The organism is Rhodococcus sp. 15-649-2-2, from assembly GCF_002258645.1.
In the GTDB taxonomy this organism is placed as follows: Bacteria; Actinomycetota; Actinomycetes; order Mycobacteriales; family Mycobacteriaceae; genus Rhodococcoides.
Genome location: NZ_NPFM01000004.1, coordinates 98,939 through 120,541, shown reverse-complemented (window position 1 = coordinate 120,541; position 21,603 = coordinate 98,939). Strand labels below are relative to the sequence as shown.

The window sequence follows — 21,603 nt, the reverse complement described above, 5'->3', positions numbered from 1 at the left end:
TGCGCCGTCGACGAGCAGGGCCCAGACGTCGCCGAAGGTGACGTTCTGTGCGACGAGTTCTTCGATGTCGACGCCGCGGTAGCGCAGTGCGCCGCCGTCTTTGTCGGGTTCGGCGATGTCGGAGGTGAACGCGACGACACCTTCGAGACCGGAGACGAAATCCTCGGGAACGTGTTGAACAGCCATGGCCTGTGGACTCCCTCGTCGCGTTTGCGCCCGGCTCTGCGCCGCATCCGGGCGTACTGTGCCAGAACCATAGCGAGCATGTACGCGGGAGTAGCGTCTGGGTTCGTGTCTGCAGATGAACAGCGCCTGGCGCACATGCGGGTCGACTACGGCGAGCCCGACGACCTCGAGGTCGATGCTCTGGCCGGCGGGTGGTTCCCACTGGCACAGCAGTGGTTGGCCGACGCGGTAGCGGCAGATCTACCCGAGCCCAATGCCATCGTGTTGGGGACCGTCGACGAGGCAGGCAGACCCGCGACTCGCACCGTGCTGTGCAAGGGCCTCGACGCCGACGGCGTGGTCTTCTACACCAATTACGACTCGGACAAGGGCCGTGCGCTCGCGGTGAATCCCTACGCGTCGGTGACCTTCCCGTGGATCGCGAGTGCCCGGCAGCTCACCGTGCGGGGCTCGGTGGTCAAGGTCGACGCCGAGACCACCGAAACCTATTGGCGCACCAGGCCGCGCGGCTCCCAGCTGGGGGCATGGGCGTCCGAGCAGTCACGCGCTGTCGGCTCGCGGGAAGACCTGGTCGCCAAGCTGGCCGAGGTCACCGCAACGTTCGACGGTGTCGAGGTACCGGTACCGCCGAACTGGGGCGGCTTTCGCGTCGAGCCGGAGACGGTCGAATTCTGGCAGGGCCGAACCAGCCGTATGCACAACAGGATTCGCCTGACGGTGGCAAGTGGTGTGATCGAGCGTCTGCAGCCGTGAGCGGGTTGCGCGGCATTCTTGCCGATACGACACCGCTGAAGACTCCGGCCTACCGCCGGCTGTGGTTGGCGAACATCGTCACCGTCATCGGTGCTCAGCTCTCCATTGTTGCTGTGCCGCAACAGGTATTCCAGATCACGCGGAGCTCTGCCTATGTGGGGCTGACGGGTGTGTTCGCCCTGGTGCCGCTCATCGTGTTCGGTCTGTGGGGCGGCGCGCTGGCCGATGTGATGGACCGCCGCACCCTGCTGATGATCACCACGTGCGGTCTGATCGGAACTTCCGCTCTCTTCTGGCTACAGGCGTTCCTGGGCCTGAACAACGTCTGGATCATCTTGGTGCTCTTGGCTGTTCAACAAGCATTCTTCGCGGTGAATCAGCCGACCCGCAGCGCGATTCTGCCCAGGATTCTGCCTGCCGAACAGCTACCGGCTGCGAACTCTCTGAACATGACGGTGTTCAACTTCGGTGCGATCGCCGGTCCGCTCAGTGCGGGCATCCTGATCTACTACATCGGGCTCGAGACCCTCTACTTGATCGACACCATCGCACTGTTCGCAACACTCTGGGCAGTGGTTCGGCTGCCGGGGATCCCGCCGGCCAAGTCGGGTCAGCGAGCCGGATTGCGTTCGGTGTTCGACGGTTTTGCGTATCTCGCCACCCAGAAGGTGCTGCTGGCTTCGTTCGTCGTCGACATCATTGCCATGGTGTTCGGTATGCCCAGGGCTCTCTTTCCACAGATTGCGCACGAGAGCTTCGGTGATCCGGCGTCGGGCGGGCCGGTGCTGGGCATGTTGTTCGCGGCCATGTCCGCAGGCGCGGTGGTGGGCGGAGTGTTCTCCGGGTGGCTTCCACGAGTGCGCAGGCAAGGCCTGGCGGTGCTGATCTGCATCGTCGTGTGGGGCGTGGCGATGATCGGGTTCGGCGTCGCCGTCGGCGCGGCCACCGACGGGGCGACCGCCGTCGCCCTGTGGTTCGCGCTGGCGTTCCTGGCTCTGGGCGGCGGGGCCGACATGATCTCGGCGGCGTTCCGCAGCACGATGCTGCAGACGGTCGCGACCGACGAGATGCGCGGCCGATTGCAAGGTGTCTTCATCGTCGTCGTCGCGGGAGGGCCTCGCATCGGTGACGTGCTGCACGGTGCCGCAGCCGCGTCGGTGGGGACGGCAGCCGCCGCAGCCGGCGGCGGCGTACTGGTCGTCATCGGTGTCTCGATCGCTGCGCTGGCTCTTCCGGCATTCATTCGCTATCGAGTGGGTGCCCTCGTCGGACCGAAGGTGGTAGACAATGACTCCCATGGCTGATGCACAGACCTACTCGTTGACGAGCGGTAAGTATCGGGCAGACATCGCTGCCGTCGGAGCGGGCCTGCGAGTTCTCGAATACGACGGTGCCGCGCTCACCGAGACGTGGGCGGCGGGTTCGAAGCCGCCGCTGTCGGCGGGGCTGGTGTTGGCCCCGTGGCCCAACCGGACGGCCGACGGGACGTTCGCCTTCGAAGGCGTCGAACATCGGTTGGAGATCAGCGAGCCCTCGCGAAACAACGCCAGTCACGGTTTCGTCCGAAAGGTGGCGTGGACTCTCGTCGAACACACCGACAGTCGCGTCGAGCAGAGCGTGGACGTCGGGACGCACCAGGGATGGCCGTTCTCGTTGACGGTGACGGTGGTGCACGAGCTGTCGGCGGACGGTCTCACCGTGACCGCGTCCGCGAAGAACACCGGTGATTCGGCCGCGCCCTACGGGATGGGTTTCCACACCTACGTCCGAGTGGGGGATGTGCCGCTCGACGAGTGCACGCTCGAGCTCTCCGCCGGGACACGGCTACCGCTCGATCCGGTGCGCAATCTGCCCGTGGGCAATTCGGTTCCGACGGCCGATACCGAGTACGACTTCCGGGAGCCGCGCACGCTGCAGGGCGTGCAGCTGGACACCCCGTTCAGTGCGTCGCTGCCCGACGTCGACGGCCGTGCGAACCATGTTCTGCGTGGCCCCGACGGCGCTGCGACCGTGTTGTGGACCGACGCGAGCTTCGGCTGGGTGCAGGTGTTCACCGCCGATCCGGCCAACGATCAGGCCTATCCCGACCGAGGGCGGGCGTTGGCGATCGAACCGATGACGTGCCCACCCGATGCGTTGAACTCCGAGATCGATCTGGTCGTGCTCGAGCCGGGGCAAATTTGGTCGGGCACCTGGGGAATGAGGTACGAGAAGTGACGATTCTGGTGTGCGGCGAAGCGTTGGTGGACTTGGTCCCGGTGCACGAGGGGCCGCTGCTCTCGCCCAAGCTCGGCGGCGGACCGTTCAACGTCGCCGTCGCGATCGGTCGATTGGGTTCGCCCGTCGCGTATCTCTCACGGATATCGCGCGACCCCTTCGGCGAGCAGATCCTGGCGAGTCTGCGCGACGCAGGCGTCGACATCTCGTGGGTCCAGCGCGGCGACGAGCCGACCACCTTGGCGATGACCACTCTCGCCGAGGACGGCAGCGCCGAGTACTCGTTCTATGCCGACGGCACCGCCGATCGGCTCGTGGCCGATCCCGGCGATCTCCCGGACGAGATCAGTGTTCTCTCGTTCGGCACGTTGTCGTTGCTCTACGAGCCCGGTGCGTCGATGTACGCGGGATTGCTGCACCGGGCGCGGGCGGCGGGCAAGCTCACGATGCTCGACCCCAACATTCGCCCGGCCGCCATCGACAGCACCAGCGGCGACATCACCGCCGACGGTTTCCGTGACCGCTTCCGTTCGTGGTTGCCCAGCATCGACATCCTCAAGGTGTCCGAGGACGACTCGTTCTGGTTGGGGCTGGGAACGCAGGGGACAACCGTCGACGACTGGCTCGCGGCCGGGGTCACCGCTGTGGTCATGACCCGCGGCGGCGACGGCATCTCGGTCTTCACCGCAGCCGACGAAATCTCGGTGCCGGGTGTGGCCGTCGATGTCGTCGACACGATCGGCGCTGGTGACACCGTGCACGGGGCTCTGCTGAGCTTTTTGCAGAAGGAGACCATTATCACATCGAACGCGGTGAAAGCGATGAGCAAGCAAGATTGGCAGCAAGCGCTCGAGTTCGCCGCGAAGGCAGCGGCAATCACGGTTTCGCGCCCCGGTGCCGACCCTCCCTGGGCGTCCGAGGCGTCGAGAGACTAGTTTCACTATCGACGTAAGAACTGTCCGCTTCAAGTACGTGTCCGTTACACGAGTTCGAGAGGGACCATTCGTGCCCGCTGAGAATGACGCCAAAGCCACCCTCACCTATCCCGGTGGCGAATACTCCATGTCGATTGCCGAGGCTTCCGAAGGCAACAACGGCATCGAGCTGGGAAAGTTGCTGGCCACCACCGGCTATACGACATTGGACGGCGGGTTCGTCAACACCGCATCGACCAAGTCGGCCATCACGTACATCGACGGTGACGCAGGCATCCTGCGCTACCGCGGATACCCGATCGAACAACTTGCGGGCAAGTCGTCGTTCATCGAGGTCAGCTACCTGCTGATCTACGGGGAGCTGCCGTCCGCAGATCAGCTCGAGACGTTCACCGACAAGATCCGTCGACACACCCTGCTGCACGAGGACCTCAAGCGGTTCTTCGACGGCTTCCCGCGCAACGCTCACCCGATGCCGGTGCTGTCGAGCGCAGTCAACGCGCTGTCGGCGTACTACCAGGATTCCCTGGACCCCAACGATCCGGCACAGGTCGAGCTGTCGACCATCCGCTTGCTGGCCAAGCTGCCGACGATCGCGGCATACGCCTACAAGAAGTCCGTCGGCCAGCCGTTCCTGTACCCGGACAATTCCAAGAGCCTGGTCGAGAACTTCCTGCGCCTGACGTTCGGATTCCCGGCCGAGCCGTACGAGGTCGATCCCGAGATCGTCAAGGCACTCGACATGCTGCTCATCCTGCATGCCGACCACGAGCAGAACTGCTCCACCTCGACGGTGCGCCTCGTCGGATCCTCGCAGGCCAACCTGTTCACCTCGATCTCCGGCGGCATCAACGCGCTGTGGGGCCCGCTGCACGGCGGAGCCAACCAGGCCGTGCTCGAGATGCTCGACAAGATCAAGGCCGAGGGCGGCGACGCCACGGACTTCCTGCGTCGAGTGAAGAACAAGGAAGACGGCGTCAAGCTCATGGGCTTCGGACACCGTGTGTACAAGAACTTCGATCCGCGCGCGACGCTGGTCAAGGAAACTGCGCACACGATCCTCGGCAAGCTGGGCAACGGCGACGAGCTGCTCGAGATCGCCCTCAAGCTCGAGGAGACAGCTCTCACCGACGACTACTTCGTCGAGCGCAAGCTGTACCCCAACGTGGACTTCTACACCGGATTGATCTACCGCGCGATGGGCTTCCCGCCGCGCATGTTCACGGTGTTGTTCGCGATGGGCCGTCTCCCCGGCTGGATCGCGCACTGGCGCGAGCAGAACGAGGACACGACCGGCAAGATCGGCCGTCCGCGCCAGATCTACACCGGCTACACCGAGCGCGACTACCAGGACGTCAGCTCCCGCTAGCTCCCGCTGTACAACAATGCCGCCGACTCCTTCGGGAGTCGGCGGCATTGTTGTATCCCCGTGCCGAACTCGAAGTTATGGACGGATTTCGTCCTAACTTCGAGTTCGCGGCACCGTCAGGCGTCGAAGTGCCTGCGGTTCTTCAAGACCGGCAGCGTCTTGCGCACGGCGTCGACCATGGCGGTATCGATGTCGATCGTCAGCATGCCGGGCGTCGCGTCCAGTTGCCCGAGAATCTCGCCGGTGGGGGAGCAGACGATGCTGTGCCCCACGCCCAATGGCGCATTTCCCTCGGCGGCAACGGGTTCGGCCTGATCGCAGGCTGCGATGAACGTCGTCGAATCCAACGCGCGTGCGCGGGCGAGCAGGGTCCACTGCTCCACCTTGCCGTCACCCGATCCCCACGATGCCGGAACAACGACGAGTTCCGCGCCGAGATCCCCGAGTTTCTGGAACAGCGAGGGGAATCGAATGTCGTAGCAGGTGGCGAAGCCAACCCGAACTCCGGCGATATCGACCACGAGAGGGTCCGAACCCGGTGCGACGGTGTCGGATTCGGCGAATCCGAACGCGTCGAACAGGTGAATCTTGTCGTAGCTCGCATCGATGCCGGGGCCGGTGACGAGCAGTGTGTTGGTCACTCGGTCATCCGCGGCGGGGGTGAACATCCCCGCGACGACGGTGATGCCGGCATCGGACGCGATGGAGCGCACCGCGTCGGCCCATTCGCCGTCGAGAGGCTGTGCGAACTTTCGGATGGGTCCGCCGAAGCAGCGCATCGTCGCCTCGGGAAACACGACGACGTCCGATCCGGCGTGTGCGGCGGCACGGGCGTGAGTGTCGATGAGTTCGAGGTTCTCGGAGGGGTGTTCGCCGCTGGTGATCTGGGCGAGGCTGATGCGAATGGACGAGCTCACGGTGTGACTCCTGGTTTCGTCGGAGGAAGACAGGTATACATATCGTATGCAGCCGCTGTCGGGGAGGGAGAAGGCGTATCTGTTCGTGCGCGATCAGGTGCTGTCGTCACCGGCCGCCACCGGCACTTTTCTCAACGAGCAGGAGCTCGCAACGCGAATCGGTGTATCGCGCACGCCGGTTCGTGAAGCGCTGCTGATGTTGCAGTCCGAGGGTCTGGTCGAGATGGTGCCCAAGCGCGGGGCGCACGTGCCGGCGATGTCCGGACGGCAGATCGGCGAACTGATGGATCTGCGCGGCGTTCTCGAGCGGCACGCGGCCACCCGAGCGCTGCGCGCCGGGGACGCTCCGATCGCGGCGATGCAGCATGCGCTCGAGCAGCAGGAATTGCTGATGAATTCTGACAGTGCGGATGCGCCGAAGGAGTTCATCGACTGGGACGGCACGTTTCACCAGAGTCTGATCGATTCGGCTGGAAGCGATCTGCTCTCTCGTACGTATGCCGGCCTGCGAGCGCGCCAGCTTCGCGTGGGCTTGAGTGCGCTGTTCACCGCGGCCAACCGGCAGCATCGGGTGTGCGCCGAGCACCAGGCCATCATCGACGCACTGGGTGCGGGCGATGAGGGCCTGGTGCACGAGAAGATCGACGCTCACCTCGAGGTCACACTTCAGACTCTGCTGCGCGCGTAGCCTTTTCGTTCTCCTGGTTCAGGAGCACGTAGTGCTCGTCCTCGGTGGGGTCGGGGTTGCGCCCGAGTGCGAGGCCGACAAGTGTCACGGCACCGACGATCACGATGTATCCGGCGATCGGTACCCAACTGTCCGTCTTGTCCAACAGGTACACGAAGATCAGCGGTGCCATCGCTCCGCCGAACACTCCGGCGATCGTGTACGCCAACGAGCTACCGGTGGAGCGCAATCGCACGCTGAACTGCTCGGTGACGAATGCTGCCTGTGGCCCGTACATGAACGAGTGGAACGCCAGGCCCACAACCACACCCAGAATCAGCAGTGGTAGAGATCCGCCGCCGATGACGAGGAAGAATATCGCGCTCCAGGCAACACCGCCGACGGCTGCGACGCCGTAGACCAGACGTCGATTGATGCGGTCCGAGACGGCTCCGGCCAGCGGGATCAGGCCGAGCTGGCACGCCGATCCGATCAGGATGGCCGTAAGCACCTCGCTGCGTTCGAAGCCCAGTTTCTGCGTGCCGTAGGTGATGGAGAAGACCGTGAACAGTGCGTAGATGACGTCCGGTGCGACACGAGACATGATGCCTGCCACCAGTGGTCGCAGTTCGGTCTTGAACACTTCACTGATCGGCGCTTCGGAGCGATCGCCGCTCTCCTGAAGTGCTTTGAACACCGGGGTGTCCTCGAGCTTCAATCGGATCCACAAACCGAACCCGACGAGTACGGCCGAGAAGAGGAATGCAACACGCCATCCCCAGGACTCGAACTGCTGGTCGGTCAACGACAGCGTCAAGATTGCAAGTGCGCCGTTGGCGAGCAGGTTGCCCGCCGGTGGCCCGATCTGCGCGGCGGACGACCAGAAGCCCCGCTTACGGGGGTCACCGTATTCACTGGAGAGCAGAACGGCTCCGCCCCACTCGCCGCCGACGGCCACGCCCTGGCAGAACCGCATGGTGACGAGGATGATCGGGGCGGCGATGCCGATGGTGTCGTAGCCGGGGATCAAGCCGATGGCGAACGTCGTGACGCCGATCAGCATCAGGGTGATGACGAGAAGCTGCTTTCGGCCGATGACGTCGCCGAGTCGCCCGAAGACGAATCCACCGACCGGACGGGCGATGTACCCGACGGCGTACGTCGAGAAGGCCAGCAAAGTCCCGGTCAGTGGGTCGCTGTCCGGGAAGAAGACCAACGGGAACACCAGCGCTGCGGCGGCCGAGTAGACGGCGAAGTCGTACCACTCCAATGCCGTTCCGGTCAGGCTGGCGGCAAAGGCCTTGGCCAGGCCCTTTCTATCCACCGAAACTGGTTCGGTCATGACGACTCCTTCGTGTGCCTGGGATCACTCTATCCGTTGTACGTGCTCCATACTTGCTGTATACAAGACGTATGCGCAAGGCTTTGGGCGTATCGGAAACAGAAAATTTACGAGGAGAGGGTCCTTACTGATGCTCACATTCACGTTGCCCGACGGCACGACCGAGTCGGTAGAAGTGACCGCACTGCTCAATGCGGGCTATGCCGGTCGCAACCAAGAGGAGGTGGCGTCGCATATCGCCGAGCTGGCCGAACTGGGCGTGCCGGCTCCGACGGTGACCCCGGCGCTGTATCCCATCTCGCCGTACCTGGCGCAGCAGACCGATGCCGTTGCCGTCCAACATGGTCGCACCTCGGGTGAGGCGGAATGGGCTCTGGTGATCCTGGGCGACACGATCGACGACGTGCTGCTCACGGTGGCATGCGATCACACCGATCGTGACCTGGAAGTTCACAGCGTCGCGTGGAGCAAGAACGCGGCTCCCGACGTGCTCGGCACCGGTGCATGGCGGTTGAGCGAGGTGGCCGACCGACTGGACGACATCACCCTGACCGGCTGGGCCGATGGAGTGCTCATCCAGTCGGGAACGCTCGGTGATCTTCTCGCTCCGCAGTACTGGCTGGACGTGCTCACCGAACGTGGACTGTTCTCGCGTGGAACGGTATTGATCTCGGGCACCATCTCGATGCACCACGGGGTGAATCAGTTCTCCGACGCCTGGAAGGTGGAGATGGGCGACCCCGCAACCGGCAACACGTTGACCTGCGAATACAAGACGAATTTGATGCCAGCTCCAATTGGCTGACCGTCACGACGTAAAGTCGAAGCGGAATATGCCCAGAGCTTCACAGCCGGCGTCGGCGGGCCGGCATCAACCGCAGGAGACTTCAGTGACGAAGCCAGTGATCGAATTTCAGGCCGGACCGGCACCATTGGACCTGGTGACGGTCGACCTCGTCGAGGGTGACGGCGCAGAGGCAGTTGCAGGCGGCACCGTCGAGGTGCACTACGTCGGCGTCGAGTTCGATTCGGGCGAAGAGTTCGACTCGTCCTGGAACCGCGGCGAATCCATCCAGTTCCCGTTGCGCGGATTGATTCAGGGTTGGCAGGACGGCATCCCCGGAATGAAGGTCGGCGGACGCCGTCAGCTCACCATTCCGCCGGAGCTCGCCTACGGCCCAGCCGGCGCAGGTCACCGCCTGTCCGGCAAGACGCTCGTGTTCGTCATCGACCTGCTCGACGTCAAGTAACTGCAGGTCGAGTAACTGAGCGTCGCACCCGCTCGGCTTCGCGGGTTGCCGAGGCATTCGCCGTTCCGCCTCGGGAACCCGCGAGCTTTGCCTGAATGTGTTCGGCCACGGTCACCGGTCGGTACCGGGGCACTGCGCCGGCCTCGATGCACGACGCCAGCGGCGCGATTACTGCGTCGAGGTTGCCGTCGTGGAAGAAGGCAGCAGAACGCCTGCGCTGGATCGTCCCGCCCGATACCGGTGGCCGCACGCGATGCAGGGTCGACATCCAGCGATCGTTGGTCAATCGGGCCGTCAGATCACCCAGATTCACCAGCATCGCGCCCTTGGCAGGCTGCACGTCGTGCCATAGTCGGTCGGTGCCGAGGACCTGTAGGCCGGGTACCCGATCGGCCCAGAGCACCGTCACCAATCCGTAATCGGTGTGCTCGCTCATCCCGGTGAGTTCGCGCTCCGGTACCTCGGTGCCCGGATCGAGCGCGTAGTTGTTCATTCGCAGCGTGTCCAGTGACCGATCGGTGATGCGTGAGAACAGGTTCGGCGATTCCCCGAGGGCGTCGGCGAACACCCCGGTCAGTGTCCGGGCCACGCGGGCAGCTTCGGCGAAATACAGTTCGACGGCGTTCCGGAACCCGGCCGACTCGGGCCAGGTGTTCGGCTCACCGGTGCCGACGTTGAATGCCTCGAAGTAGTCGTTCATGCCCGATGCCGAATCGAGCCCAAGGCTCAGGCTCAGCGTTTCGCTCTTCGGTGCGGTGTAGCCGCGGTTGAGCTCGGGCGGGCAGATGTAGGCCGATTTCTGCGCTGGGTCGAGTCCGAAGAACGAATCCATCGCCGCTGCGAGCCCGGCAACGATCTCGTCTCGGATGCCGTGTCCCACGATCTGCATGAAACCGACTGTGCTGCATGCATGGTCGACTTTCGATGCCACTCCTCGGCGCGCGGTCGCGTCGGCGTCCGGGGAGCGATCACCCAGGACGTACGGCGAGATGTCGATGATGGGAACGGTGAATTCCGATGACGAGTGCACGGGTCCATCCTCCTCGCATCGGTCGATCCCGCGGGTTTCTCCCGAGTAACGAATGCGGCAACCTAGCGAATCTGCAACTCCATCACCAGGCGCGCGCCGCCCAGTGGACTGTCGGTGAAGTAGACACGGCCACCGTGCAATTCGGCCTGCTGTGCAACCAGTGCCAGGCCGAGTCCCGAGCCACCCTTCGCTGCCCTGGTGCCGCGCTCGAAGCGGCCGAACACCGATTCGCGTTCATCGACAGGAACACCGGATCCGTTGTCGTCGATCAGAACGCGCACCGTCGTGTCCACCCGTTCGGCGGTGATGACGATCGTGGTTGCGTTGCCGTGCCGGACGGCATTGCCGATCACGTTGTCGACGGCCAACCGCAGACCGGTCGGTAGTGCGCGCATCGTGATCTCGGAATCGGGAGCGGACTCCACGCGGATGTCGAGCTCGGGGTGCAGTCTCTGCGCGTCCTGGGCTGCGACGTCGCAGATGTCGATGATGTCGGTCTCGACTCTGTCACCCTCACTGGACAGTTCACCCGACGCGAGGCGTTCCAGAGCGGTCAGCGTCGTCTCCACCCGTCCCTGCGTTCGCTCGAGGTCACCCAGAATCTCCCGCTGCTGTGCGGGTTCGAGGTCGAGGGTTCGCAGGACCTCGATGTCGGTGCGCATCGCCGTCAGTGGGGTGCGCAGTTCGTGTGCGGAGACGGCCGCGAAGTCGCGTGCGGTGTCGAGGGCGGCATTGGTGCGGTCCTGTGCCTCGTTGAGTCTGGTCAGCATGCCCCCGATCGCGACTGCGAGTGCGTCGGCCTCGGTGACGCCGGTGCGGGTCTCGGGAGCGGTCGGTGGCTGCGCGCTGACTTGCCGGGTCAGCGTCACCAGCGGTCTGACGGCTCGCCCGCCGAACAGCCAGCCCAGGCCGGTGGATACGGCGATCGCAACCAGCCCCAGCATCAGCACCTGTTTTTGTTGCTCGTCGGTCACCTGTTGTGCCTCGAGGGCCGGCACGCCGATCGAAATGGAGATCGTGGACACGACGGTCGATACTGCCGTGTAGACGCGGAACCGTTGGCCGTCGACGTCGACGGTCTGCGATCCGGTGTCCAGCGCGGGCAGCCGCGTCGGTGTGGACGCCACCACGATGTCACCGCTGCGAATGGTGACGGCGAATGCGCCGGAGAGTTGATCGATGAAGGCCTCCAACGTCGACGAATTCGGGACCAGCACCTGGGAGGCTGTCGTCAACCGTTCGTCGAGCTGATTGACGTTGTTGCGGGAGATGGCGACCGAAGTGACCACCGCGAGTGCGGCGACCACGAGGGTGGCACCGAGGGCCGTGGCGGCAGCGACGCGGGCGCGCAGCGAGAAGCTCATGCGGCGTCTCGGACGACGAATCCGACGCCGCGGACGGTGTGCAGGATGCGCGGAGACCCATCGGATTCGAGTTTGCGACGCAGATAGCCGACGAACACGTCGACGACGTTGGTGTCGGCGACGAAGTCGTAGCCCCACACCAGTTCGAGCAATCGCTCACGCGTGAGGACCACGCCCTTGTTCCGGGCCAGAATTGCCAGCAGCTCGAATTCCCGCTTGGTCAGGTCGATGTCGACTCCGCCGCGATGCACGCGATAACCGGGGATGTCGACCACGAGGCTCCCGATGGCCACCGCCGAGTTCGGTACACCCGAATCTGCCGCCGGCACAACTGGATTGGTGCCGCGCCGGCGCAGCATTGCCCGGATCCTCGCAACGAGTTCGGCCAGCACGAACGGCTTGGTGAGGTAGTCGTCGGCACCGGATTCGAGCCCGGCGATGCGATCGTCCACCGAGCTACGGGCACTGAGCACACAGATCGGGATGTCGTTTCCCATCGCACGCAACGCGGTCACAACGCTGGCCCCGTCGAGTACCGGCATGTTGATGTCCAGCACGATCGCGTCGGGCGTGGATCTGGAGACCACGCCGAGTGCCTCCGCTCCGTCCGATGCGGTGATGACGGTGAACCCCGACAGGCGCAGTCCACGTTGCAGTGAGGACAGCACGTCGGCGTCGTCATCGACGACGAGGACGGTGGCGGGGGAACTCGACGATTCGGTCACGCGTCCATTGTGACGGTTCAGGCAACCCAGCTGTCGACGGTGGTTCGGCGTTCCTCGGGCGTCTTGGCGAAGAACTCCTCGAGCGCACTGCGGCGGCCGGTGTCGGCATCGAGTGACCAGGCGAGTGCCGGGGCCTTCGCGTAGAGCTGCTCGTAGTACTTCTCGAAGGTGCAGGTGCTGTTCACCAGGGAAAGAGCGCCGGGGAAGGGGCGGGTGTTCGTCATGATGATCTCCTTTTCTCTTCTGTGTTTCCCAAGGTAGAGGCCCATGTTGCGGCCTTGGTGAGTCGTCGTTGGCGATTCTCTGAGAATTGCGCGGGGCGACGGTGCGGGTTGCACTCCGGACGGTTGGGTAAGACTGGAACCATGTCGCTCGTATGGTTTCGCCGTGACCTCCGTCTGGGGGATCTGCCCACACTCACCGCCGCCGCCGAGTCCGGAGATCCGGTACTCGGGTTGTTCGTGCTCGACGACCGCTTACTGAAGCCCTCCGGCGGGCCGCGCAAGGACTTCCTGTTCCGTTCGCTCGAGGCTCTGAACGAGCAGCTCGACGGCAGGTTGATGGTGGTGCACGGTGACCCCGAGACGGTGGTCCCGAAGGTGGCGAAGGCGATCGACTCCGAGGACGTCCACATCAGTGCCGACTACGGCCCGTACGGCCGCGATCGCGACAAGCGTGTGGGCGAGAAGGTGAATCTGGTCGAGACCGGCTCCCCGTATGCGGTCGCCCCCGGGCGGATCCTCAAGAACGACGGCGAGCCGTACAAGGTGTTCACCCCGTACTCGCGCCAGTGGCTGGAACACGGCTGGCGCGGACCTGCCGATACGTCTGCCGCCAGTGCGACGTGGATCGACCCGGACGAGGTCAAAGGTGTTCGGCGCGTGAAGATTCCTTCCGAGAAGGAGGCGTCCGACGCGGCAGCGGGAGAGGCGGCCGCGTCGAAGCAGTGGAAGGAATTTCTCGACGAGGTTGCTGCGTACGACGACGAGCGCAATCGTCCCGACCTGGATTCGACGAGCCGAATGTCGGTACATCTGAAGTACGGAACCATTCACCCGCGGACGATGTTGGCCGACCTCGGCAAACTACGCAGCGAAGGGTCCGCGTCGTACCGTCGGCAGATCTGCTGGCGAGACTTTTACGGCGACATACTCTTTCAGCGTCCCGACAGTGCGCGTGAGAACTACGTCAAGAAGTTCGACAAGATCGAACTCGACTCGGGCAAGCACGCCGACGAGTTGTTCGAGGCCTGGTGCAAGGGTGAGACCGGCTTCCCGATCGTCGATGCCGGTATGCGGCAGTTGAACTCGGAGAAGTGGATGCACAACCGGGTCCGCATGATCGTCGCGTCGTTCCTCGTCAAGGATCTGCACCTGCCGTGGTGGCGGGGTGCGCGCTACTTCATGCAGCATCTCGTCGACGGCGATCTGGCCAGCAACCAGCACGGTTGGCAGTGGACCGCAGGAACCGGTACCGACGCATCGCCCTACTTCCGTGTGTTCAATCCGATCACCCAGGGCGAGAAATTCGACCCCACCGGCGACTATGTTCGACGCTGGGTGCCGGAGCTGCGCGGTGAAGAAGGAAAAGCAGTGCACACGTTGAAGTTCGGCCGACCCAAGGGCTACGCGGAGCCGATCGTCGACCACAAGCACGAGCGTGAAGTGGCGATCGCACGGTTCAAGGCGCTGTAGCGGCTGCTATTTCCTGCGGGACAATCCGACTCCGACGAGGCAGATCACTCCGCCGACCACGGCGAGGTAGTGCGGGACTTCGCCCAGCAGCAGCCAGGCGAGAGTGATGGTGATCGGTGGCACGGCATACGTGGTGATGCCGAGCTTGCCTGCGTTCATTCTCGTCAGCGCATAGGCCCAGGTGCTGAAGGCCAGTGCCGTCGGCACCAGGCCGAGGTAGATCAGTCCGCCGGTGGCACCGGTCGAGGCGGTCGCCAGGTCGTCGAGCAGTGCCGGTGCGAAGGGCAGTGTGCATACCGCGCCGATGGTGCATGCCATCCACGTGACCTGAAGTCCGGGGATCGTCCGTAGCACCGGCTTCTGGCTGAGTACTCCGATCGCGTAGGTCACTGCGGACACCAGACACAGTGCGATGCCGAGGAAGTCGGCGTCTGTCTTGGTGGTCGCGGTGGTGGTGACGGCGGTGACGACACCGACCATGACGGCCCCGGCGAACGCGATGCCTGCACCGATCACCAACCACCTCGGAAAGCCCTCGCCCAGAAGCAGACCCGCGAACAGGGCGACCAGAATCGGCCCGATCTGAATGATCATCGACGTCGTCCCGGCGTCGACGCGCTGTTCGGCGGCATTGAGGGAGACGTTGTAGATGCCGAACCAGAAGACGCCGATGCTGATGATCTGCAGCCACTGTGTCCGATTCGGCTTGACCCACCTTCTCTTGACGAGAACTATCGCGCCGAGTGCGAACGAGCCGATGAGTAGCCGGCCCAATGCCAGCGGGCCGGCACCGAACGACTCGCCGACGCCGCGAATCGCCACGAAGGCCGAGGCCCACGAGACCACCGTGACGATGACCGCACCGAGGGCGAGCCAGTCGACGGCAGGACGGGTGTCGAGATCTGTCATGTCGATGACGCTATCGCGCGGGACATCCCTGTGGCGCGCGGGTTTCGGCCATGGTTGCTCGTATTACCGCCGTCTATCTGCCGAGCAGCTTCTCCAGTGCATCGAGGACGGCCGGATCCTCGATGGTCGACGGCACGCCGTACTCCTCGCCTGCGACGATCTGGCGCATCGTCTTCCGCAGGATCTTGCCCGATCGGGTCTTCGGCAGCGCTCCGACGATCGTCACGTCGCGGAACGTCGCAAGGGCACCGATCTGATCGCGCACCATGGCGACCAGTTCGGTACGCAGCTGCTCCTCGGTGATGTTCTCCCCGGCTTTGAGTACTACGTAGCCGCTGGGGCGCTGGCCTTTCAGGTCGTCGTGGATACCGATGACGGCGCATTCGGCGACGGCGGGATGGCCGGCGAGCACCGCCTCCATCGACCCGGTCGACAGGCGATGCCCTGCAACGTTGATGACGTCGTCGCTGCGCCCGAGTACGTAGACATAGCCATCAGCATCGATGTAGCCGGAATCGCCGGTGAGGTAGTAGCCGGGGAACGTATCGAGATACGAACGCTGGAACCGTGATTCGTCGTTCCACAGACCTACCAGTGCGCCCGGCGGCAGTGGCAGCTGCACGACGATGTTGCCCTCGGTGCCTGCGTCCACCGGATTGCCCGACGCGTCGAGGATGCCGACCTGGAAGCCGGGTACCGGTACGGTCGGCGATCCGGATTTGATCGGAAGTGGCTCCAGGCCGCGAAGATTGGCGCAGATCGCCCACCCGGTCTCGGTCTGCCACCAGTGGTCGACGACCGGACGATCGAGCGTGCGCGAAATCCACTCGTAGGTATCGGGATCCAGGCGTTCGCCGGCGACGAACAAGGTCTCCAGAGACGAGACGTCGTACTTCTCGAGCTCGGCGGCGTGGGGGTCGACCTTGCGGATGGCGCGCAGCGCAGTCGGTGCGGTGAACAGGGCGCGGACACCGTGATCCTGGATCACCCGCCAGAATGCGCCGGCATCGGGAGTGCCGACGGGCTTGCCCTCGTACAGAACCGTTGTGGCACCGGCGAACAGGGGTGCGTAGACGATGTACGAATGTCCGACGACCCAGCCGACATCGGACGCCGTCCACATCACCTGGCCGGGCCCCACGTCGTAGATGTTGCGCATCGACCACGTCAACGCGACCGCATGGCCGCCGTTGTCGCGCACCACGCCCTTGGGCTTACCCGTCGTTCCTGAGGTGTAGAGGATGTACAGCGGATCGGTGGCCAGCACCGAAACCGGTTGTGTGGCAGTGGCGTCGGCGATGAGGGTGTCCCAGTCCAGCCACTCGTGGTCGCCGGGAATTCCCTCGCGCGTTTTGACGATCACCGACGGCGTCTTCGCAGTGGTGAGAGTCAGCGCGCGTGCCACCAAGGGGAGATATTCGATGACGCGACCCGGCTCGAACCCGCCACTGGCGGTGATCAGCAGTGTCGGTTCGGCGTCGTCGATGCGCGCTGCAAGCTCCTTGGCTGCGAAGCCACCGAACACCACCGAATGCACTGCGCCGAGCCTGGCGCATGCGAGCATCGCGACGACGGCCTCGGGAATCATCGGTAGGTAGATCACCACGCGATCGCCCGGCCCTACGCCCTGCCCGCGGAGTACCCCGGCGAAGCGAGCGACCTGATCGAGCAGTTCGGCGTAGGTGTAGCTGCGGGTGAGACCGAGCATCGCCGAGTCGTAGATCAACGCGGTCCGGTCGCCGTGCCCGGCATCGACGTGCCGGTCCAGGGCATTGAAGCAGGTGTTCAGACGGGCCCCGGGAAACCAGCGCGAGCCGTCGAACGCACTGGTGGGAGGGGTATCCCAATCGATTTCTGCCGCCGCAGACAGCCAGAATTCCTCGCGGTTGTCGATGCTGTCCTCGAACGCCTGCCGATACTCGCCACTCATGTTGTGGAGCGTAGTTCGGGGCTGCGTGGTGCGGGCCGGGTTGCGCACTACCGGCGACGACCGGCGGGATCCCGTCGACCGACGGTCGTTGCGTGCACTGGTGCCCACCGCGGCGGCCATGCCCCGTGGATAGCGTCGTTCTGTGCATTCCGGCCCGCGCCGTCAATATTCGATGCTGCGCCGTCAAGATTGCGTCAACACCTCTGTTCGACGCCTCCGCGCGGCGCAAGACTGCTTCTCATGACACTTCTCGACATGCTTCCGTCTCTCGGTGCCGCCTACGTTGCGCGGTGCGATCCATCGCTGTGGCCCGCCGATACGCACTGTGTGTGTGGCCGAATCACCGTCGACGGCGTTGCGCTGGAGGATCTGGCCGATGCGCAGGGCACTCCGGTGCAGTGGGGCCGCATTCTGGTGACTCGGGTGCGCTCGGTCATCGCAGGCGAGGTGGGCGTCGATGCCGAGTTCGGCGATCTGCTGCAAGCCGTTGTCGTCAATCGACATTCGGTGGGTCCGGTGGTCAAAGTCGACGTGCACAGCCCAGGGCGCAGTTGCGTCAGTCCGGTCGAGTTGCCCGCAGACCTCCGCGCGGGCGACGTAGTAGCGCTCGTGACCTCGCAGGTGCACGAAAACTCGTAGCAGGGGTCGGCGGGAGTGGAGCCTGCGGAACGACCTATTGAGGGCGCCCGCTCACATGCGGCGGAGCCGCTCATCCCAGCGTGCGGTAGCGGCCCAGCCTGTTCCGAGTCCGAGTGGCGGGATCGACGGTCGACAACCCGCGCAGTTCTCGGGCGATGGCATCGGCGATGCGACCGGAGAACGCGGCCGGTTCGTCGGCCGCGTCGGGGAGTTCGGGGACGATGGCGTCGACGATGCCGTCGCGTAGTAGATCGACCGACCGGATGCCCTGTGCCTCGGCCATCTCTGCAGCGTGGACGGTGTCGCGGTGCACGATGGCACTGGCACCCTCGGGCGGAAGTGGTGCGAGCCAGGCGTTCTGGGCGCACAGGACTCTATCGGCAGGTAGCAGCGCGAGTGCTCCGCCGCCGGTGCCCTGGCCGAGCAGCACCGACACCGTAGGGGTGCCGACGGTGACCAGATCCGAGATGGAGCGCGCGATCTCGGGTGCCAGACCGCCCTCCTCGGCTTCTTTGGACAGTGCTGCGCCGAACGTGTCGATCACGAGCACCAGTGGGATCCGCAGTTCCTCGGCCAGCCGCATTCCGCGTCGGGCCTCGCGCAATGCCGCGGGGCCCATTGTGGCGCTGGCCGAGCTGCTGCTCCGGTCGTTTCCGAACAACACACAGGATGCGCCGCGGATGCGGCACAGCGACAACAGGATCGAGGTATCGGCCTCGCCCTGCCCGGTACCACTGAGCGGAACCTGCTCGGTAGCAGCATGTTCGATCAGTTGCCGAATCCCGGGGCGATCGGCGCGACGCGACGACTGCACCGAATACCAGGCCGACCGCTCGGTCATGGGCGCGGCACGTTCATCAGCGATATCGGTCCACGCCGGCGCGTCGAGGATCACCCGAAGGGCTCGAGTGAGTAGATTCCCCAACTGATCGACCGGCACCACCCCGTCGATGACCCCGTGCTGGTAGAGGTTCTCGGCGGTCTGGACTCCGTCGGGAAAAGGCTTGTCGTACAACGCCTGATAGACGCGGGGGCCGAGGAAACCGATCAGGGCTCCGGGTTCGGCGACGGTGACGTGGGCCAGCGATCCCCAGGATGCGAAGACACCGCCGGTCGTGGGATTACGGAGGTACACCAGATACGGCAGATGTGCCATCTTGTGTGCGGTGACGGCGGCGGCGATCTTGACCATCTGCACGAACGCGAGTGTGCCCTCCTGCATTCGCGTTCCGCCGGACGTGGGGGAGGCGATCAGCGGCAACAGTTCGGCGGTGGCGCGTTCGACCGCGGAGGTGATGCGCTCGGCCGCCGCCACGCCGATGGAGCCGGCGAGAAAAGCGAACTCGCACGCGATGATCACCACGCGTCGACCGTCGATGGTGCCCTCGCCCGTCAACACCGACTCGTCGACGCCGCTCTTTTCTCGAGCCTTGGCCAGATCCCTCAGATAGGACTCCCCAGGATGGACGTCCACCGGCGTGGCGTCCCATGACACGAACGATCCGCCGTCGAGAACGGAGTCGAGAATCTCGGCGGCGGATGTCCGTGGGCTCATATCGGGGAGCCTACGCAGCGAACCCTAGCGAGCAAACGCTTCCTTCCACGAGACGGTCTTGCCGATTCGCAGAATGGATCGCTGGTAGATCTTGGCTGCGCCCATCGCCAGGATCGCGGTGGTGACGATCATCAGGACCGCCGATCCGACGATCTGCACCGGCGAGGTCACGCCGGCGGCAATGCGCAACGGCATCATGATCGCGGAGAACGGGGGGATCCAGCTCAACGTGTTCGCAAGTGTGCTCTCCGGATCGCTGACGGAGTAGAAGGCAGCGAAGAACATGGCCATGATCAGGATCAGGAGCGGCATGGTTGTCGAGTTCACGTCCTCCTGCCGCGAGACCATCGAGCCGCCCGCCGCGTAGAGCACTGCGAAGAAGGCGAAGCCCAGGATGAACCAGGCCAACGTGGCAGCGAAGACACTGACGGCGGCACCGGTGACGGTGAGTACGCCCGTGCCCAATCCTGCTCCCACACCGGCTATTCCGTAGAGGGCGAGCTGCAGGATGCCGACGGCACCGATGCCGAGGATCTTGCCCCACAGCAGCTGCAGTGGGCGAACGGTGGAGAGCAGCAGTTCGACCACCCGTGAGGACTTCTCTTCGACGACGCCCATCGCGACGTACATCCCGAAACCGATGATCTGGGCGTACAGCAGGAACACTGCCGACAGCGCCAGAGCGGTCCGCTGACCGGCTTCGGGGTCGGGCGGATCGATCGCGTCGACGGTGACCGTCGCGGCACCCGTCGTCGCTGCGAGTTCGTTCTGGTCGACACCCTGTTGCGCCAGCGCAGTATTCGTAGCCTGTGTCGCAACACTGCCCTCGACGACGGCGCGCAACGTTCCGGTCAGATCGGACTCGGTGACGGCTGTGTATGCGCCTGCGGTTCCGTCCGGAACCAGCGCCACATCGAGATCCCCGGATTCGACGCCGCTCCGTGCGGCCGCGGCGTCGGCGACATCGCGGACGTCGACGGGGCTGCCGACGGCGTCCCCGGTTGCCTCCAGTACGGCCGCGATGGACTGATCTCCGGCGACGCCGATCACGTCGCGTTCCTCGTCACCGCTGCCGGAGAAGATCGAGTACGCGATGATGCCGCCGACGATGACGGCCAGAATGATGACGTTGCTGATGACGAAGCTCTTCTTCATCACCTGAACGGTGAACTCGCGCTTGGCAATCAGTGAAACCGCGCTGAAGGAATTCAGTTGTGAGCTCATGCCACTACCGCCTCTCGGAACAGGTCGCTCAGGGAAGGTTTCTGGATGGAGAATTCGTGTACCGGTCCGGTCGCGAGCGCGGCCCGCAGAACTGATTGATCGTCGGCTCCCGGTGCCAACCCCAGAACGGTGATGCCGTCGCTCTGGCCGAGGATGCTCACTCCGTCGATGCCCGACGCCCATCCGGGGGCGGCGTTCGGTGCGTGGACGTGCAGGTGCGAATCTCCCGATCCGCGTAGTTCGTCGACGGTGCCGACGGCTTTCATCGAGCCCGCGGCGATGATGCCGACGCGGTCGCACAGGCGTTGCACCAGATCGAGCTGGTGGCTCGAGAACACCACGGGCACTCCGGCAGCGGCCTTTTCGCGGAGGACCTCGCTCATGACGTCGACGGCGATCGGATCGAGGCCGGAGAACGGCTCGTCCAACACGAGAACCGCTGGGTCGTGCACCAGCGCTGCTGCCAACTGCACGCGCTGCTGATTACCCAGGCTCAGCGCGTCGACGGTGTCGTTCACCCGCTCGTCGATGCCGAGACGTTCCGTCCAGCGGATCACCGCGGCTTTGGCATCCTTCGACGACAAGCCGTGCAACTCGGCCATGTATGCCAATTGCGGGCCGACCTTCATCTTCGGGTACAGGCCGCGCTCCTCCGGCATGTAGCCGATCGTGCGGCGGACGTCGAGGTCGACGGGCTTGCCGCCCAACAGAACCTGGCCGGAATCTGCAGACAGGACGCCCAATGCAATGCGCATCGTGGTGGTCTTGCCCGCGCCGTTGCTGCCGACGAAGCCGAACAGCTCGCCCGGCCGGACGTCGAAACTCAGGTTGTCCAGGGCGATCTTGTCGCCGTATCTCTTGGAGACGGAGTCGATCGTGAGGGTGCTCATGGTGCCC

General features: G+C 64.6%; 23 protein-coding genes. 11 read left to right on the top strand and 12 right to left on the bottom strand.

Features of this window, described 5'->3' with window-relative positions; all coding sequences use genetic code 11:
* On the bottom strand, positions 1-186 hold a 186-nt coding region (locus CH305_RS02705; RefSeq protein ID WP_306436910.1), incomplete at its 3' end, for a citrate/2-methylcitrate synthase.
* A 78-nt stretch (positions 187-264) separates the two neighbouring features.
* Between CH305_RS02705 and pdxH the strand changes: the two genes are divergently transcribed.
* From pdxH to CH305_RS02680, 5 genes are all read left to right on the top strand, one after another.
* Positions 265-939 carry a pyridoxamine 5'-phosphate oxidase gene (pdxH, locus tag CH305_RS02700; protein ID WP_080734566.1) on the top strand — a complete coding sequence of 225 codons (675 nt, stop codon included), beginning with the start codon at positions 265-267 and terminating at the stop codon, positions 937-939.
* Between the two features lie 5 nt (positions 940-944).
* A complete protein-coding gene (locus tag CH305_RS02695) occupies positions 945-2,243 on the top strand; it encodes an MFS transporter (protein ID WP_179278157.1) in 1,299 nt (432 codons plus the stop codon).
* Positions 2,227-3,156, top strand: a complete 930-nt coding sequence (locus CH305_RS02690) for an aldose 1-epimerase family protein (protein WP_094702494.1) — start codon at positions 2,227-2,229, stop codon at positions 3,154-3,156. The genes CH305_RS02695 and CH305_RS02690 overlap by 17 nt, the downstream gene beginning before the upstream one ends.
* A complete protein-coding gene (locus CH305_RS02685; RefSeq protein ID WP_037155003.1) occupies positions 3,153-4,091 on the top strand; it encodes a carbohydrate kinase in 939 nt (312 codons plus the stop codon). The genes CH305_RS02690 and CH305_RS02685 overlap by 4 nt, the downstream gene beginning before the upstream one ends.
* A 70-nt stretch (positions 4,092-4,161) precedes the next feature.
* Positions 4,162-5,460, top strand: coding sequence for a citrate synthase (locus CH305_RS02680; protein ID WP_032377399.1), 1,299 nt, complete (start codon positions 4,162-4,164; stop codon positions 5,458-5,460).
* Positions 5,461-5,576: 116 nt separating this feature from the next.
* Here CH305_RS02680 and CH305_RS02675 read toward each other — a convergent pair whose 3' ends face one another.
* A complete protein-coding gene (locus CH305_RS02675) occupies positions 5,577-6,377 on the bottom strand; it encodes a carbon-nitrogen hydrolase family protein (protein ID WP_179278156.1) in 801 nt (266 codons plus the stop codon).
* Positions 6,378-6,423: 46 nt separating this feature from the next.
* Between CH305_RS02675 and CH305_RS02670 the strand changes: the two genes are divergently transcribed.
* A complete protein-coding gene (locus CH305_RS02670) occupies positions 6,424-7,065 on the top strand; it encodes a GntR family transcriptional regulator (protein ID WP_094702490.1) in 642 nt (213 codons plus the stop codon).
* Here CH305_RS02670 and CH305_RS02665 read toward each other — a convergent pair.
* Positions 7,037-8,386, bottom strand: a complete 1,350-nt coding sequence (locus tag CH305_RS02665) for an MFS transporter (protein ID WP_032404389.1) — start codon at positions 8,384-8,386, stop codon at positions 7,037-7,039. The genes CH305_RS02670 and CH305_RS02665 overlap by 29 nt on opposite strands.
* A gap of 130 nt (positions 8,387-8,516) precedes the next feature.
* On the opposite strand from CH305_RS02665, the gene CH305_RS02660 reads away from it, so the two are divergent.
* On the top strand, positions 8,517-9,191 hold the full coding sequence (locus tag CH305_RS02660; RefSeq protein WP_094608353.1) for a DUF2848 domain-containing protein: 675 nt from the start codon (positions 8,517-8,519) through the stop codon (positions 9,189-9,191).
* 85 nt (positions 9,192-9,276) lie between these two features.
* A complete protein-coding gene (locus CH305_RS02655; protein WP_032377394.1) occupies positions 9,277-9,636 on the top strand; it encodes an FKBP-type peptidyl-prolyl cis-trans isomerase in 360 nt (119 codons plus the stop codon).
* On the opposite strand, the gene CH305_RS02650 is transcribed toward CH305_RS02655, so the two are convergent.
* The 4 genes from CH305_RS02650 to CH305_RS02635 all read right to left on the bottom strand — a co-directional run bounded on the left by CH305_RS02650 (position 9,629) and on the right by CH305_RS02635 (position 12,979).
* Entirely contained in the window at positions 9,629-10,666 is a 1,038-nt protein-coding gene (locus tag CH305_RS02650; protein WP_094702488.1) for an isopenicillin N synthase family oxygenase, read from the bottom strand. The genes CH305_RS02655 and CH305_RS02650 overlap by 8 nt on opposite strands.
* A 62-nt stretch (positions 10,667-10,728) precedes the next feature.
* Positions 10,729-12,030 (bottom strand): sensor histidine kinase KdpD, encoded by a 1,302-nt coding sequence (locus CH305_RS02645; RefSeq protein ID WP_037175544.1) that lies wholly within the window; start codon positions 12,028-12,030, stop codon positions 10,729-10,731.
* Positions 12,027-12,755 carry a response regulator transcription factor gene (locus CH305_RS02640; RefSeq protein ID WP_032404385.1) on the bottom strand — a complete coding sequence of 243 codons (729 nt, stop codon included), beginning with the start codon at positions 12,753-12,755 and terminating at the stop codon, positions 12,027-12,029. The genes CH305_RS02645 and CH305_RS02640 overlap by 4 nt, the downstream gene beginning before the upstream one ends.
* A 17-nt stretch (positions 12,756-12,772) precedes the next feature.
* Positions 12,773-12,979: a hypothetical protein gene (locus CH305_RS02635; protein ID WP_032378310.1), complete on the bottom strand. Its 207-nt coding sequence runs from the start codon at positions 12,977-12,979 to the stop codon at positions 12,773-12,775.
* Between the two features lie 141 nt (positions 12,980-13,120).
* Here CH305_RS02635 and CH305_RS02630 point away from each other — a divergent pair, with 141 nt between their 5' ends.
* A complete protein-coding gene (locus tag CH305_RS02630; protein WP_037155010.1) occupies positions 13,121-14,449 on the top strand; it encodes a deoxyribodipyrimidine photo-lyase in 1,329 nt (442 codons plus the stop codon).
* A gap of 6 nt (positions 14,450-14,455) precedes the next feature.
* Here the strand turns inward: CH305_RS02630 and CH305_RS02625 are convergent, their stop codons facing one another.
* Together CH305_RS02625 and CH305_RS02620 are read right to left on the bottom strand one after the other, a co-directional pair.
* Complete coding sequence (locus tag CH305_RS02625; RefSeq protein WP_094702486.1) at positions 14,456-15,358, bottom strand: DMT family transporter; 903 nt, start codon at positions 15,356-15,358, stop codon at positions 14,456-14,458.
* Positions 15,359-15,431: 73 nt separating this feature from the next.
* A complete protein-coding gene (locus tag CH305_RS02620; RefSeq protein ID WP_094702516.1) occupies positions 15,432-17,288 on the bottom strand; it encodes a propionyl-CoA synthetase in 1,857 nt (618 codons plus the stop codon).
* Between CH305_RS02620 and CH305_RS29350 the strand changes: the two genes are divergently transcribed.
* Together CH305_RS29350 and CH305_RS02615 are read left to right on the top strand one after the other, a co-directional pair.
* Complete coding sequence (locus CH305_RS29350; protein WP_256983481.1) at positions 17,287-17,421, top strand: hypothetical protein; 135 nt, start codon at positions 17,287-17,289, stop codon at positions 17,419-17,421. The genes CH305_RS02620 and CH305_RS29350 overlap by 2 nt on opposite strands.
* Before the next feature lie 107 nt (positions 17,422-17,528).
* A complete protein-coding gene (locus CH305_RS02615) occupies positions 17,529-17,927 on the top strand; it encodes a hypothetical protein (RefSeq protein ID WP_032377384.1) in 399 nt (132 codons plus the stop codon).
* Between the two features lie 70 nt (positions 17,928-17,997).
* Here the strand turns inward: CH305_RS02615 and CH305_RS02610 are convergent, their stop codons facing one another.
* From CH305_RS02610 to CH305_RS02600, 3 genes are read right to left on the bottom strand one after another with little or no spacing between them, the layout of a single operon-like run.
* Positions 17,998-19,482: a carboxyl transferase domain-containing protein gene (locus CH305_RS02610; RefSeq protein ID WP_094702484.1), complete on the bottom strand. Its 1,485-nt coding sequence runs from the start codon at positions 19,480-19,482 to the stop codon at positions 17,998-18,000.
* A 24-nt stretch (positions 19,483-19,506) separates the two neighbouring features.
* Positions 19,507-20,706, bottom strand: a complete 1,200-nt coding sequence (locus CH305_RS02605; protein WP_094702482.1) for an ABC transporter permease — start codon at positions 20,704-20,706, stop codon at positions 19,507-19,509.
* Complete coding sequence (locus CH305_RS02600) at positions 20,703-21,596, bottom strand: ABC transporter ATP-binding protein (protein WP_032404380.1); 894 nt, start codon at positions 21,594-21,596, stop codon at positions 20,703-20,705. The genes CH305_RS02605 and CH305_RS02600 overlap by 4 nt, the downstream gene beginning before the upstream one ends.
* Positions 21,597-21,603 lie beyond the last annotated feature (7 nt).

What these genes read in the sequence shown, in the direction of transcription:
- pdxH (WP_080734566.1), top strand. Translation starts at nt 265, where the DNA reads ATGTACGCGGGAGTAGCGTCTGGGTTCGTGTCTGCAGATGAACAGCGC.
- CH305_RS02690 (WP_094702494.1), top strand. Translation starts at nt 2,227, where the DNA reads ATGACTCCCATGGCTGATGCACAGACCTACTCGTTGACGAGCGGTAAG.
- CH305_RS02670 (WP_094702490.1), top strand. Translation starts at nt 6,424, where the DNA reads ATGCAGCCGCTGTCGGGGAGGGAGAAGGCGTATCTGTTCGTGCGCGAT.
- CH305_RS02665 (WP_032404389.1), bottom strand. Translation starts at nt 8,386, where the DNA reads ATGACCGAACCAGTTTCGGTGGATAGAAAGGGCCTGGCCAAGGCCTTT.
- CH305_RS02660 (WP_094608353.1), top strand. Translation starts at nt 8,517, where the DNA reads ATGCTCACATTCACGTTGCCCGACGGCACGACCGAGTCGGTAGAAGTG.
- CH305_RS02645 (WP_037175544.1), bottom strand. Translation starts at nt 12,030, where the DNA reads ATGAGCTTCTCGCTGCGCGCCCGCGTCGCTGCCGCCACGGCCCTCGGT.
- CH305_RS02635 (WP_032378310.1), bottom strand. Translation starts at nt 12,979, where the DNA reads ATGACGAACACCCGCCCCTTCCCCGGCGCTCTTTCCCTGGTGAACAGC.
- CH305_RS02630 (WP_037155010.1), top strand. Translation starts at nt 13,121, where the DNA reads ATGTCGCTCGTATGGTTTCGCCGTGACCTCCGTCTGGGGGATCTGCCC.
- CH305_RS02625 (WP_094702486.1), bottom strand. Translation starts at nt 15,358, where the DNA reads ATGACAGATCTCGACACCCGTCCTGCCGTCGACTGGCTCGCCCTCGGT.
- CH305_RS29350 (WP_256983481.1), top strand. Translation starts at nt 17,287, where the DNA reads ATGTTGTGGAGCGTAGTTCGGGGCTGCGTGGTGCGGGCCGGGTTGCGC.
- CH305_RS02620 (WP_094702516.1), bottom strand. Translation starts at nt 17,288, where the DNA reads ATGAGTGGCGAGTATCGGCAGGCGTTCGAGGACAGCATCGACAACCGC.
- CH305_RS02615 (WP_032377384.1), top strand. Translation starts at nt 17,529, where the DNA reads ATGACACTTCTCGACATGCTTCCGTCTCTCGGTGCCGCCTACGTTGCG.
- CH305_RS02610 (WP_094702484.1), bottom strand. Translation starts at nt 19,482, where the DNA reads ATGAGCCCACGGACATCCGCCGCCGAGATTCTCGACTCCGTTCTCGAC.
- CH305_RS02605 (WP_094702482.1), bottom strand. Translation starts at nt 20,706, where the DNA reads ATGAGCTCACAACTGAATTCCTTCAGCGCGGTTTCACTGATTGCCAAG.
- CH305_RS02600 (WP_032404380.1), bottom strand. Translation starts at nt 21,596, where the DNA reads ATGAGCACCCTCACGATCGACTCCGTCTCCAAGAGATACGGCGACAAG.